Below are 12,933 nucleotides of genomic sequence, written 5' to 3' on the forward strand. Positions count from 1 at the left end.
AGCATTGCTCTACTGTCGCCGGCACCAGGTCAGCGGGGGCCGAGCCAACCCATGGGGGGCCAGGTGGACCAGAGCGGCCTTCGAGTCCTCCTCGTCGAGGACGACGACGACAACCGGGAGCTGATGGCCGAGGTCCTCGAGGCGTCGGGCTACGTGGTGCTTCCGGCCGCGAGCGGTCAGGAAGGGCTGAAGACGCTCTCCGAGCACTCGATCGACGTCGTCGTCACCGACGTCGGCATGCCCGGGATGGGCGGGCTCGAGATGGCGAAGGCCGCGAAGTCCATCGCCCCCACGGTCCCGGTGGTGATCGTCACGGGCTGGGCGGAGCGCGACGACATCGCGAGAGCGCGCGGGCGGGAGGTCGACGCGGTGCTCATCAAGCCCGTCGATCCCGACGCGCTCACCTCCGCCGTGGCCGACGTGCTCCGCGCCCGCCCTCGCCCGTAGCGCTGCAGCCCTCGCTTGACAGCCCTTCCGCGGGCCAATACGTATCATCGACGCCGCGCCGATTTCCGAATCGGTGCGCGCCGAGGAGGCCCCGCCCGATGGCCGAGCAAGTGACGAGCGTGAAGGACGTGTTCGAGCGCCACATCCCGGGTCGCTTCCAGGCGAAGCCGGACGTGGTGCAGAAGATCAGCGCCGTGTACCAGTTCAACATCTCGGGCCCGGGCGGTGGCGTCTGGACGGTGGACTGCACGGCGCCGGGCGGCCGGGTCGCCGAGGGGCACGCACCGAACGCGAAGTGCACGGTGGCCGCCACCGACGCCGACTTCCTGAACATCGTGAACGGCAAGCTCAACGCGCAGATGGCCTTCATGTCCGGCAAGCTCAAGATCCAGGGCGACATGGGCCTCGCGATGAAGCTCCAGCAGATCCTGTAGCGGTGCCGCCGCTCGAGGGACTCCGCGTTCTCGATCTGTCCCGGCTGCTCCCGGGGCCGTTCGCGACGCTCGTCCTCGCGGATCTCGGCGCCGACGTGGTGAAGATCGAGGCCCCGCCGGACGGCGACGCCCTCCGCTCGCTCCCGCCGCTCGCCGGCGAGGCCTCCGGCGCGTTCCACGCGCTCAACCGCAACAAGCGTTCGCTCGCCCTCGACCTGCGCCGCCCCGAGGGCGTGGCCGCGTTCCTGCGGCTCGCGGCCCGCGCCGACGTGGTGGTCGAGTCCTACCGCCCCGGCGTCCTCGACCGCATGGGCCTCGGCTACGCCGCGCTCCGCGCCGCGAGCCCGCGCCTCGTGCTGTGCTCGATCACCGGCTACGGCCAGGACGGCCCGTACGCCGGGCGGGCCGGGCACGACGTGGACTACTGCGCCCTCGCGGGCGTGCTCGGGCTGAACGGCGAGCCGGAGCGGCCCGTCCTGCCGGGTGTGCAGATCGCCGATCTCGCCGGCGGGGCCTGGCCCGCGGTGGCGGGCATCCTCGCGGCGCTCGTCCGGCGCGCGGCGACCGGGGAGGGCGCTCACGTGGACGTTTCGATGGCGGAGGGCGCGCTCGCCCTCATGACGCTCCCGCTCGCCCTGGCCTGGGCGCGCGGCGCGCCGACCGTCCGGGGGCGGGAGCTGCTCTCCGGCGGCGCGGCCACGTACGGCGTGTACCGCACGAAGGACGGGCGCTTCGTGGCGCTCGGCGCGCTCGAGCCGAAGTTCTTCGCGGCGTTCTGCGAGGCGGTCGGGCGGCCGGAGCTCGCGCCGCGCCAGCTCGAGGGCGGCGGCGCGGGCCCGCGCGCCGAGCTGGAGGCGATCTTCGCGGCGCGGACGCGCGACGAGTGGGCGGCCTTCGCGGCGGCGCACGACGTGTGCGTCGCGCCGGTGCTGGAGGGCGACGAGCCCTGCTCCGATCCGCACCTCGCCGCGCGCGGCGCGTTCGTCGAGGTGGCGACGCCGTGGGAGGGCAGGGCGATCCGCGGCGTCGCGACGCCGGTGCGGCTCCGCGGTGAGGAGGCGCCCCGGAGGCCGGCGCCGCGGATGGGCGAGCACGGCGAGGCGGTGCTGCGCGAGGCCGGCTTCTCCGAGGAGGAGCTCGCGTCGTTGCGGGCGGCCGGCGCGCTCGGTCCGTGACGACACTGCCCGCGGCCCGTCCGGGCGTCCGGGCGATTGGCTTGACAGCACCCCGGTCGCCCGAACATCCTCTCCCGCCGATGCGCGCGCTCATCGCCGCGGCCCTCGCGGCCTACCTGGCGCTCACGGCGATCGCGCCGCACGTCCACCTCGAGGACCCCGGGAGCGGCGGGCACCCGTGCGCGGTGTGCGTCTCGCGCATCGGCGACGTCGCGACCCGCGCCACCCCCGAGCTCAGGCCCTCGCCGCTGGTCACGGGCGAGGTGATCCTCCCGCCCGGGCTCCCGCCTCTGGCCGGCGCTCCGCTCGGCGCAGTCCCCGGTCAGTCCCCTCCCGTCCCCGCGTAGCCGGTTGCCTTTCGCGAACCGCGGCCGCCCCATTCACCAGGGGTGCGTCGCGCAGCCGTGACGACGGGCCAGGGGCGCCTCGCGCGCCCGGGAGCAGGACGACATGAGAACGACGATCGCGGCGAGCGTGCTCGCCGCAGTCCTCGCGCTGCCGCAGCAAGGCGGCGCGCAGGAGACGCCGGCAGCTTCGACCGGCGCGGCGAGCGGTGAGGCGAGTCCGCCGGCGCGCGCGCCGCAGGGGCCTCCCGGAGCACCCGCCGAGCAGTCCGAGGCGGAGAAGAAGAAGCTCGAGGAGGACATCACGCGCGAGCTGGGCGGTGCGCCCGCTTCGAGCGGGCAGCCGGCGGCCGGCGGCGGGGAGACCCCGGGCCAGGGCGGGGCGGCCGCCCCGGGTACGGCGGGCGCCGCGCCCTCCGACGCGGCCCGCTACGCGCGCGTGCTGCTCCTGCCCGACGTGAGCGCCATCGGCAGCGGCGCCGCGACCTTCGGGACCTACGACATCGGGAAGCTCTCCCCGCGCTCGGGGCCCTTCGGCCCGGCGGACAAGCCGGGCTTCCAGTTCCAGGAGCTCGAGCTCGGGCTCCAGGCCGTCGTGGATCCCTACGCGCGCGCCGACGCGTTCGTCTCGTTCACGCCGGACGGCGCCGACGTGGAGGAGGCGTACCTGACGACGCTCTCGCTCCCCGCCGGCCTGCAGCTCCGCGCGGGGAAGCTCTTCAGCCCCTTCGGCCGCCAGAACCAGCAGCACCCGCACGTCTGGGAGTTCGTGGACGCGCCCCTCGCGCGCTCGCGGCTCCTCGCCGACGAGGTGCTCTCGGGCCCGGGCGTGGACGCGAGCTGGCTCGCGCCCCTGCCCTGGTTCGCGACGCTCCACCTCGCGGCCCAGAGCACGGCGCCCGGGGCGGGGGAGGCCGAGGCGCTCACCGGCATCGCGCGCCTCGAGCAGTTCTTCCCGCTCGCGGCGACGGCGACGCTCGGCCTCGGGCTCTCCGCGGCGCGCCGGGACGAGCCGGGCGGCGGAGCGTTCCGCGACCTCGGCGGTGTGGATCTGTACCTGCGCTTCCGCCCGCTCGAGAGCCGGTCCTACCTCGCGCTCTCCGGCGAGCTGTACGCGCGCCGCTTTCGCGGCGTCCCGGACGCGCCGCGCGGCACGGACACCGGCGGCTGGGCGCAGGCGTTCTGGCGGCAGGGGAGCTACTTCGGCTACGGCGCGCGCTACGAGTGGGCGCCGTCGGCAGGGGAGGCGGAGCCCGGGACCGAGCAGCGCGTGGCCGCGCTCGCGGCGTGGCTCCCCTCGGAGTTCCAGCGGCTCCGGCTGCAGGTCGCGTACGACCGGCGGCCGGGCGGACAGGACGGCCTCGAGACGCTCGTCCAGCTCGAGTTCGGCATCGGCGCGCACGGCGCGCACCCGTTCTAGGAGATCACCATGCGCACCTCGCTGCTCGCATCGCTCGCCCTGCTCCTGCCCGCGCTCGCCGCCGCCGAGCCCAAGGTCGTCACCACCACCGAGGGGCTCGCCGCGCTCGCGCGCGAGGTCGGCGGCGATCGCGCCCGCGTGGAGAGCCTCTCCCGCGGCGTGCAGGACCCGCACTTCGTGGACGCGAACCCGATCCTCGCGGTGAAGCTCAGGAACGCCGACCTCCTCGTGGACGTCGGCCTCGACCTCGAGATCGGCTGGCTGCCGCCGCTCGTGAACCAGTCCCGGAACGCCCAGATCCAGCCCGGCGGCCCGCGGCGGCTCACCGCCGCGAGCGTGATCCAGGTGCTCGACGTGCCGACCGGCGTCGTCGACCGCAGCCGCGGCGACCTCCACCCCGGCGGCAACCCGCACTTCCTCACCGACCCGCGCCGCGCGCTGAAGGTCGCGGAGGCGATCGCCGGGCGGCTCGCGGCGCTGGATCCCGGCGGTGCCGATCGCTACCAGAAGAACCTCGCCGCGTTCCGCGGCAGGATCGAGGCGGCGATCCCGCGCTGGCAGGCGGCGCTCGCGCCCGTGAAGGGGCGGAAGATCATCACCCAGCACCGGACGCTGCCCTACTTCCTCGAGTGGACGGGGCTGCAGTCGGTGGGCGAGCTCGAGCCCCGCCCCGGCGTCCCGCCGCCGCCCGCGCACCTCGCCGACCTCGTCGGCCTGGCGAAGCGCGAGGGGGTGAAGGCGATCGTGCTCGAGAACTACTACGACCGGCGGTCGGCGGACGTCGTGGCGAAGTACTCCGGCGCCAAGGTGGTGCAGATCCCCGGCGACGTCGGGGGCGAGCCCGGGCTCGACGGCTACGAGAAGTACGTGGACATGCTCGTCACGCGCGTGGCCGGGGCGGCGCGATGAGCGGCGCGCTCGTGCGCCTCGAGGGCGCGGCCATCGGGTACGGCCGCCGGCCGCTCCTCCAGGGGCTCGACCTCGCCGTCGGACCGGGCGAGTTCCTGGCGGTGGTCGGCCCGAACGGCGGCGGGAAGACGACGCTCCTCCGGACCCTGCTCGGCGCCCACGCTCCGGTGGCGGGCCGCGTGGTGCGGCGGGAGGGGCTGCGCGTCGGCTACGTGCCGCAGCGCGAGCACGTGGACACCATCTGGCCCTTCACCGCGGGGGAGGTGACGCTGATGGGCCGCGTGCCGGTCCTCGGGCCCTGGCGGCGGCCCCGCCGCGCCGACCGGGAAGAGGCCCGGCGCGCGCTCTCCCGCGTGGGCGTGGAGCACCTCGCGGAGAAGCGCTTCGGCGAGCTCTCGGGCGGACAGCGCCAGCGCACGCTCATCGCGCGGGCGCTGGTCGCCGATCCCGAGCTCCTCGCGCTCGACGAGCCCACGAGCGGCATGGATCCCGCCGCCGAGCTGGGCCTCATGGACCTGCTGCGGGAGCTGCAGCGCAACGGCGCGCTCACGATCGTGATGGTCTCGCACCGCCTCGAGGCGGTGGCCAACTACGCCCGCGCGCTCGCGTTCGTGGACAAGGACCGGAGGCTGTTCCGGGTGGGCAGCCTCGACGAGATGCTCCGCCCGGACGCGCTCGGCGCGCTCTACGGCCGCGCGGTGGCGGTGCGCGAGGAGGCGGGGCGGCGGCTCGTGTACCCGCTCTCCTCGAACGGCGAGGAGGTGCTCCCGTGAGCGCGCTCCAGGAGTTCCTCGCCGCGCGCGAGATCTGGCAGGTCCCGCTCGCCGCGTCCGTCGTCGCGGGCGCGCTCCTCGGCGCGCTCGGGGTGTACGTCGTCCTCCGGCGCACGGTGTTCGTCTCGGCGGCCCTCACGCAGCTCTCGACGCTGGGCCTCGTCGCGACGCTCCTCGCCGAGGAGCGGTTCCACATCGAGACCGAGCACGCCTCCGAGCAGCTGCTCGTCGCGATCACGTTCTCGGTGGTGGGCGCGCTCGTGCTCGGCGCGCTCCGGTCGCGCCGGCTCCCCGCCGAGGCGACCGTCGGCACGGCCTGGGTGGTGTCGTCGGCGCTCGTGGTCCTCGGCGCGAGCCGCCTCGTGCACGCCGCGCACGATCTCGGCGGGATGGTCTTCGGCAACGCGGTGGCGGTGCCGGCGAGCGACCTCGCGGTCATCGCCGGGGTGGCGGTGCTCTGCACCGTGGTCCACCAGCTCTTCGCGAAGGAGCTCGCGTTCACGTCGTTCGACGCGGAGACGGCGCAGGCGGTGGGGATGCGCGTGCAGCTGTGGGACTCGGTGCTGTTCCTCACCATCGGCCTCGCCATCCCGGTCACGGCGAGGGCGCTCGGGGCGCTGCCGGTCTTCGCGTTCCTCACGCTGCCCGCGGCGGGGGCGCTGCTCCTCGGGGCGCGCTTCCGCGTCGCCTTCCCGCTCGCGGCGGCGCTCGGCGTGGTGGCGGCGGCGGGAGGGTACGTCCTCTCCTGGATCTGGGAGCTCCCCACCGGCGCGACGATGGTCGCGCTCGCCGCGTTCCTCGCGGCGCCCGCCGCGCTGCGGCGCCTCGCGCGGTGATCAGCGGGCCCCGCCGGCGCGGCCCGGGCCGGCCGCGTCGTCGAGGAGCTGGGGCAGCGGCGTCATCGTGCGCGCCGTGGCCCCGGCGGAGCGGCGGGGCAGGGTGACCGTGAAGGTGGTGCCGCGGTCGGGCGCCGACTCGACCGCGATGTCGCCGCCGTGCGCCTGCGCGATCTCGCGCGCGATGTGGAGCCCGAGGCCGAGGCCACGGCCCTCCGCGCCGCTCGCGAAGGCGTCGAAGACGGAGGGGAGGAGCTCGGGCGGGATCGCCGGCCCGGGGTTGTGGACCGCCACCGAGGCGCTCGTCGAGCTGGCGCGAAGCTCGACCGTCACGACGGCTTCCGCCTCCGAGTGCTCGCACGCGTTGGCGAGCAGGTTCGAGAGGACCTGGGCGAGCCTATCGCGATCCCAGTCTCCCTCGCACCGCGGGGGGAGCCGCAGGTCGAAGCGGTGCTGCCGGTGGGAGGGCTCGGTCTCGGCCGCCGCCTGCCGGACGAGCTCGCAGAGGTCGATCTCGGCCCGCGTGAGCGGGATCCCGCGGCCGAGCCGGACGCGGGAGACGTCGAGGAGCTGCTCGACCATGCGCGCCATGCGCCGGGCGCTGCGGAGCACGCGCTCGAGGTGGCCGCGCACCTTCGCGTCCTCGCTGCGCCTGAGCGCGAGCGTCGCGCCGGCGACGACCGCGCCGAGCGGGTTGCGGAGATCATGGCCGAGCACGGCGACGAACGTCTCGGAGAGCCGGACCGCGCGGTTCAGCTCGTCGATGAGCCGCTCGCGCTGCGCCTCGGCGGTGTGGCGGTGGAGCGCCTCGCGGTTCAGCGCGGCGAGCTTCTCCGACGGAAGGGCGAAGTTGCCGGGCTGCTCCGGGGCGACGAGGCGGAGGAGGAGGAGCGCCTCTGGCCCGGGCAGCCGCGCTCCCTCGCAGCGCACCCGCTCGGCGCGCCCCGCGAGCGTGAACGCGCCGGGGAGCGGTCCGGTCGATCGCAGCCAGCTTGCCACGAGCTCGGCGAGCGAGGGATCGCCGGCGAGCTCCACGAGCGCTCGCCCCTCGAGCGCCGCGACGGGTGCGCCGAGCCGCTCGCCCGCGGCCTCGTTGGCCCCGAGCACCACCCCCGCGCGCGAGACGAGCAGGAGCGCGTCCGGCAAGAGCTCTGCGATGGCGCGGAACTCGGCGAGCACGCGATCACTCCCGGACGTACTCGCGGCTCGCTGCGGCGGCCGAGCGCTCGGAGGGGCGGAGGTCGCAGAGCTCGGAGGGCACCGCGGTCCTATGCGGTCCGTCGGGGGTCATGACCGATCCCTTGAGAGGTCTGCCCCCGGCGGAGGACCGGACGAGCGTGCCGGCGATGCGCGGAGCCTGCGGTACGCGGCGAAATGGCGGTGGCGCTACCCTGGCGGTCTCCGGTCACCTCTGTAGCGGATGGAGAAGCGTGCTCAGGCGTCGCGGCCGCGCCGCGCCACCTCACGCGCCTCCTGCGCGAGACCCTCCACCACGGAGTGGAAGCCCTTGAACTGCTCCATGCGCGCCGCGGGCAGCCGGCGGCGGATCTCGGCGGCGATCCGGGGGACCTTCGCGGTGCCGCCGGTGCAGCAGACGACGCCGATGTCCGCGGGCTCCACCCCGGCCGCGCGCACCGTCTCGTCCAGGCTGCCCAGGATCGCGTCCACCTCCCGGCCGCTCGCCTCCTCGAAGCCCGCGCGCGTGACCCGCTCCCGCACCTCGATGCCAGGGTAGGAGAACACGATCTCGGACTTCGTCGCCGAGGAGAGCGTGCGCTTCGCGCGCTCGATCGCCTCGAACAGATGGAAGCCCTGCGTGTCCTCCACGAGGATCGCGAGCTGATCCATGGAGCGGCGATCGTCCTCGGAGAGCGACCACCGCCGCACGTCGGCGAGGAAGCTGGCGATGTCGCGCCGCTGGAGGATCGACAGGTGCGCGGGGGAGCAGAGGTGCTGCACGATCCCCCGAGGCATCCGCAGGACGTTGTTCCCGAACGGCGCCCGGTACTGCACCTCCGCGCCGAAGTGCCGGCCGACCTGTGCCCGCATCAGCGAAGCGTCGAGCGCGTCGCCCGCGACCGCCACGCCGCCCACGGCGAGCACGTCGCCTCGCTCGAGCGCGCGGGGCCCGATGCGGAGCACGGTGAAGTCCGAGGTGCCGCCGCCGAAGTCGCCGATCAGCGCCAGCTCCTCGCGCTGCGCGGCGGCGCCGAACGCGCGCGCCGCGGCGACCGGCTCGGGCAGGAAGTGGACCTCCTCGAAGCCGGCGAGCTCCGCCGCCTTGCGGAGCCGGGCCTCGGCGAAGGCGTCGTCCTCTCCGTCGAAGTGGACCGGGCGCCCCAGGAGCGCCCGCCGCACCTCCGTCCCGAAGTGCGCGTCGGCCCGCACGCGCATGTGGCGCAGCAGGGCGGCGACCAGCTCCTCCGCGGAGACGAGGCGCCCGCGGAGGATCGTCCCGCGGAAGGATCGCGAGCCGAGGTGGTGCTTGATGGAGCGCAGCAGGCGGGCTTCGCCGCCGTGCTCGACGAACTGGCGAAGCGCCTCGCCGCCTACGAACACCCCGCCGGCGTCGGGGAAGCAGAGGATGCTCCGCAGGATCGTCGGATCGGACGCGTCGGGATCGAGCGGCACCGGGTCGAACACCCGATCCCCGTTCGCGGCGGCGAGGAGCGAGTTGCTCGTGCCGAAGTCGATGGCGTAGAGCGTCGGAAGATGGGGCATGCGGCTCTCCGGCGCGCCCGCCGCGGCGACCTCGTCTCTTCCGACCCGCGTCCGCCGGACGCCCGGCCAGCAGGGGCGAGCACGTTCCGAGGCGCGAGAGCGGCTGCCCGGCCAGCGACGTGACCGTGCCGATCGAGAGGGGGTGCGGGGGCGCGAGGTGACCTTCTCTGAGGGATTCGTGGCGCGGGTCGCACTTGATAACCCGTCGCCGGCGACGCCGCCAACCGTTGTCGTGCGCGAGCTGGACTCGCTGGCTGGAGGAGCTCCGCGAGCTTCTTCTGCCGGGCCCGACACCGGACCTGTTCAGGGTGGGACTCCCCGAGATGCTCACTTGCGTCGGGGGGACTTCTTTCCGCCAGAACCATTGAGAGCGACGGCCGCGCGGATGAGCGCCTTGAACGCATTCGCGTCGACCTCCTCACCCTCGTGAATGTCGATGGCGCGCCTTGCGTTCCCGTCGAGGCTCGAGTTGAAGAGCTTGGCAGGATCTTTCAACGAAGCGCCCTTGAAGAAGGTCAGCTTCACCGTCGACTTGTACGACTCTCCCGTGCAGATGCCCCCGTCATGGGACCACACCGGGGTCCCCATCCACTTCCACTCTTCCACGACCTCAGGGTCGGCCTCCCTGATGAGGGCACGCATCCTCGCAAGCGTATCGCCTCTCCAGTCACCCAGCTCGGCGATCCTTTCGCTGATGAGTCTCGAGGCCGCCTCGCCTGCTGCCTGTGAATGACTCTTCATCGTCCCGCCCTTCGTTCGCGACAGGCCGCGTTGCCCGTGGAGCGGCCGGATGAACGCCTCCTCATAATGGGCGACGTCGTGAGACACGACATCTTTGCGGGCGCCTCCGCGTCAGCGACTCGCCGGCAACACCACGCACGCCGTCTGCGACGGACACGACGCCTTCCGCTGGAGCTCGCACGCGCGCTTGCGGTCGCCACGCTCTGGTAGTACTCGCGCGGATAGGCTTTCCACGCCGAGCCAATCCGATCCCGGATGACGCCGGATGCTGTCCTCCAGCGCGGTCGTCATCTCTGCCATCAGCCCCGCCATCCGGAGCAGGTGGAGCCTCCCTTGATGGATGCTCAGGTCGCCGGGCGCGAGCTCGATGGCCGCGTCGAGGTGCTTCACGGCGCGACGGAAGCCCGCGAGCTCCTGGTCCGCGCCGCCCCGGCCATCCGCCTTCGCGTCACCGGCCGCGCGCGCTGCGAGCCCGACCTCGACGTTCGCGAGGCATTTGTGACCTTCGGCTCGCGTGTGGCCTTCGACGGCCTTGAGCCAGGCTTCACACGTCGCCTTCGCGGCGGCGAGGTCACCAGCCAGGAAACTTCCAGACCCACTGCGGACCATCTTCCAGGCTCGCGGTCGAGTCGGTGCTGGCGCCCGGAGTCCTGCTCGATCCGCCCCGATGCGGCACATCGTGCGCTCTCCTGCTAGCGTGTCGTGTTCGTCCATGGGAGGCGTACATGTCCGGAGTCGCTCGTTCACTCATCGTCTTCGGCTGGTATCTCGCGGGCTTCGGAATTGGGCTCGTCCTCATTCCGAACATCCTGCTCGGGATCTTCGGCCTGCCGCCAACCGAGGAGGTCTGGATCCGCGTCGTCGGGGTGCTGGTGCTCGTCATCGCCTACTTCAATGTCCGGCTCGGGCGCGAGGAGTTCCTCCCCCATGCGCGGCTCACCGTTCACGCGCGCATGGCGGTGCTCGTCTTCCTGGTCGCGTTCGTACTCGCCGGGCTCGCCAAGCCGATCCTCATCCTGGTCGGCGTGATCGACTTCGCCGGCGCGCTCTGGACCGCCGCAGCGCTCCGGAGCCACGCGCGGAACGCGACCCAGCCGCTGGTTGGATGATCGGGCGTTCCGCACCAGGCCTGATGAGCGACGCGACTTCATCCGGGAGCGTCGGAACGAAGCGGTTGCCGTCACGCCCCGACCGCTGTTACGTTCCGCGGTCGCAAGGGGAGTAGTTCCCGCCGCACGAGCGGCGGAGGGGTGATCGACACACCGCCTTCGGGCCGGTCCCCCACCTCGCCACGCGCGAGACGAACGAGACCTTCGGACGGGGTAACCACACCCTGGCCGAGGTCGTTCGTCCGCCGCATCCGACCCCGGCCAGCCACTTTACGCGGGCACGCCCGCCGGGAGTCGTACTTGGAAGCGATCGTCAGCTCCTTCTTCCTGGTCGCCATCAGCGAGATGGGCGACAAGACTCAGCTCCTCGCGTTTTCGCTCGCGACCAAGTACCGCCGGCCGTGGGTCGTGATGGGCGGGATCCTCGCGGCGACCCTCCTCAACCACGCGCTCGCGTCGACCGTGGGGACGTGGGCGTCGGCGCACGTCCCGCCGCGGGTCATGGCGGGGATCCTCGCAGCGACGTTCATCGCGTTCGGGCTCTGGACCTTGAAGCCGGACACGCTCGAGGAGAACGCGCGGCCGGATCGCTTCGGCCCGTTTCTCACGACGACGTTCCTGTTCTTCCTCGCGGAGATGGGGGACAAGACGCAGCTCGCGACCGTCGCCCTGGCCGCGCGGTTCGGGTCAGTCCTGCTCGTCACCACGGGCACGACGCTCGGGATGCTCGCGTCGGACGGTCTCGCCGTGTTCCTCGGAGAGCGGCTCGCGGAGCGCGCGCCCATGAGGTGGATCCGAATCGGAGCCGCCGGCCTGTTCTTCGCGTTCGGCGCCGCCTCCGCGTGGACGGCGACCCAGGGCGCGTGACTCGACGCACGCGCCCTCCCTCCTCGCCGAGGGGCCGTCGAATCGGCGGCCGTCGTCTGGAGCCGCCTGCACGCCACGCGTGCGGAGCTTGTTCTTGAGGCCGATGATGACGCAACCGCCACTTGCGTCTGGCGCGCATCCACGTCCAGCGGCTGCCCGAGCAGGGCCTGTCGTGGGCTCAGGTGGCGCGCAATCACAGGTGCTCGGCGTCGAACGCGAGGCGGGCCGTTTGGGCCGGCAGCGGCTGCACCCGCAGCACGAGGTTGCGCCGCGAGTGCAACACACGGTGTTCCGTCGTGACGAGACCCGTCAATGGCAAGGACAGACCAGCCCCTGGCCGCCGTCGTGAGCGGTCTTCACGCTGTCCGGGCAGGTCGAATCCGAAGAGCACTGCAGCATCCGGGCGCCCAGCGTAGGGAGGTACTCGGCGCATGCGTACGCATAGCTGCTGTAGGAATTGGCGACGTCCGTCGTGAGCCCGAGAGCGGTCGCAATCGCGTTGCATTCAGCCAACGAGTTTTGCGCGTTGAACCACTTCGAGTCATTGCGCATCAGGCGCTGTCCGATCGATGCACACATGTCCGTGCACCCGACCGTTGAGGCGGTGCTGTAGTCCGGGTCGTAGCACCAGTAGATGTGACCCACCTTCGCGCAATGCGGATTCGTTGCGATACCGGCCGGCTCGACCGTCAGCGCTTCTGATTGCTGATCCAGCCCCACGCCCTGTTCCTGCGCCACCTCCTGTCCGCAAGCAACGAGCAGGAGCGCAGCCCCCATCGCCCAGATCACGCGCCTCATCGGTCACCTCCGCGTTTGGCCCTACGAATTACGCGCGGCTCCGTCGCAGCGGGGTATCGATCATCTGGGGTTGCGGCACCGTGCCTTGTACGCCTGTCCGTGCTGGTAGCGAGACCTCGCCGGCTCATCCGCTAGGCACCGGCGGGCCCTCGTGAAGCGCCTCGTCGTGGCGCGCGGGCTACTTACGAGCCCACCCGTATACGAGGAGGTCGGAGAGCGAAGGACCGCCCGGTGTTCGACGAGTTGGAAGACGTTCGCGCGGGTCGGGTTCAGGCGGTCGGCTGGTTAGGCCCCCTACACTGCTCGATGCGAGTCGACCGAGGGTCAAGACCTTCCACTTCCCACTTTTGACGACTGAA

The 12,933-nt window shown here is 72.9% G+C and carries 15 protein-coding genes; 10 read left to right on the forward strand and 5 right to left on the reverse strand.

Annotated features, from left to right (window positions below; all coding sequences use genetic code 11):
- The first annotated feature begins 51 nt into the window (after positions 1–51).
- The 8 genes from MNZ29_RS05320 (at position 52) to MNZ29_RS05355 (ending at position 6,338) form a co-directional block, all read left to right on the forward strand.
- On the forward strand, positions 52–447 hold the full coding sequence (locus MNZ29_RS05320) for a response regulator (RefSeq protein WP_242333872.1): 396 nt from the start codon (positions 52–54) through the stop codon (positions 445–447).
- A gap of 98 nt (positions 448–545) precedes the next feature.
- Entirely contained in the window at positions 546–881 is a 336-nt protein-coding gene (locus MNZ29_RS05325; protein WP_242333870.1) for an SCP2 sterol-binding domain-containing protein, read from the forward strand.
- Between the two features lie 2 nt (positions 882–883).
- Positions 884–2,056, forward strand: coding sequence for a CaiB/BaiF CoA-transferase family protein (locus MNZ29_RS05330; protein WP_242353486.1), 1,173 nt, complete (start codon positions 884–886; stop codon positions 2,054–2,056).
- A gap of 80 nt (positions 2,057–2,136) precedes the next feature.
- A complete protein-coding gene (locus MNZ29_RS05335; RefSeq protein WP_242333864.1) occupies positions 2,137–2,403 on the forward strand; it encodes a hypothetical protein in 267 nt (88 codons plus the stop codon).
- A 103-nt stretch (positions 2,404–2,506) separates the two neighbouring features.
- Positions 2,507–3,820 carry a hypothetical protein gene (locus MNZ29_RS05340; protein ID WP_242333861.1) on the forward strand — a complete coding sequence of 438 codons (1,314 nt, stop codon included), beginning with the start codon at positions 2,507–2,509 and terminating at the stop codon, positions 3,818–3,820.
- Between the two features lie 9 nt (positions 3,821–3,829).
- Entirely contained in the window at positions 3,830–4,729 is a 900-nt protein-coding gene (locus tag MNZ29_RS05345) for a metal ABC transporter substrate-binding protein (protein ID WP_242333859.1), read from the forward strand.
- Positions 4,726–5,502 (forward strand): metal ABC transporter ATP-binding protein, encoded by a 777-nt coding sequence (locus MNZ29_RS05350; RefSeq protein WP_242333856.1) that lies wholly within the window; start codon positions 4,726–4,728, stop codon positions 5,500–5,502. Before MNZ29_RS05345 ends, MNZ29_RS05350 begins: the two co-directional genes overlap by 4 nt.
- Positions 5,499–6,338 carry a metal ABC transporter permease gene (locus MNZ29_RS05355; protein ID WP_242353488.1) on the forward strand — a complete coding sequence of 280 codons (840 nt, stop codon included), beginning with the start codon at positions 5,499–5,501 and terminating at the stop codon, positions 6,336–6,338. Before MNZ29_RS05350 ends, MNZ29_RS05355 begins: the two co-directional genes overlap by 4 nt.
- On the opposite strand, the gene MNZ29_RS05360 is transcribed toward MNZ29_RS05355, so the two are convergent.
- The 4 genes from MNZ29_RS05360 to MNZ29_RS05375 form a co-directional block, all read right to left on the reverse strand.
- Positions 6,339–7,517 (reverse strand): sensor histidine kinase KdpD, encoded by a 1,179-nt coding sequence (locus MNZ29_RS05360; RefSeq protein WP_242353490.1) that lies wholly within the window; start codon positions 7,515–7,517, stop codon positions 6,339–6,341.
- Positions 7,518–7,772: 255 nt separating this feature from the next.
- Positions 7,773–9,059 (reverse strand): Hsp70 family protein, encoded by a 1,287-nt coding sequence (locus tag MNZ29_RS05365; RefSeq protein ID WP_242333848.1) that lies wholly within the window; start codon positions 9,057–9,059, stop codon positions 7,773–7,775.
- A gap of 327 nt (positions 9,060–9,386) precedes the next feature.
- Entirely contained in the window at positions 9,387–9,800 is a 414-nt protein-coding gene (locus MNZ29_RS05370) for a DUF1801 domain-containing protein (protein WP_242333917.1), read from the reverse strand.
- 111 nt (positions 9,801–9,911) lie between these two features.
- Positions 9,912–10,409, reverse strand: a complete 498-nt coding sequence (locus MNZ29_RS05375) for a hypothetical protein (protein WP_242353492.1) — start codon at positions 10,407–10,409, stop codon at positions 9,912–9,914.
- Positions 10,410–10,525: 116 nt separating this feature from the next.
- Here MNZ29_RS05375 and MNZ29_RS05380 point away from each other — a divergent pair, with 116 nt between their 5' ends.
- The gene (locus MNZ29_RS05380) at positions 10,526–10,909 is read left to right on the forward strand and encodes a hypothetical protein (protein WP_242353494.1); all 384 of its coding nucleotides are present in this window, start codon (positions 10,526–10,528) and stop codon (positions 10,907–10,909) included.
- A 300-nt stretch (positions 10,910–11,209) separates the two neighbouring features.
- Entirely contained in the window at positions 11,210–11,776 is a 567-nt protein-coding gene (locus MNZ29_RS05385) for a TMEM165/GDT1 family protein (protein ID WP_242333839.1), read from the forward strand.
- Between the two features lie 309 nt (positions 11,777–12,085).
- On the opposite strand, the gene MNZ29_RS05390 is transcribed toward MNZ29_RS05385, so the two are convergent.
- Positions 12,086–12,574, reverse strand: coding sequence for a hypothetical protein (locus MNZ29_RS05390; protein WP_242333836.1), 489 nt, complete (start codon positions 12,572–12,574; stop codon positions 12,086–12,088).
- Positions 12,575–12,933 lie beyond the last annotated feature (359 nt).

The organism is Anaeromyxobacter sp. SG64 (genome assembly GCF_022690745.1).
GTDB lineage: Bacteria > Myxococcota > Myxococcia > Myxococcales > Anaeromyxobacteraceae > Anaeromyxobacter > Anaeromyxobacter soli.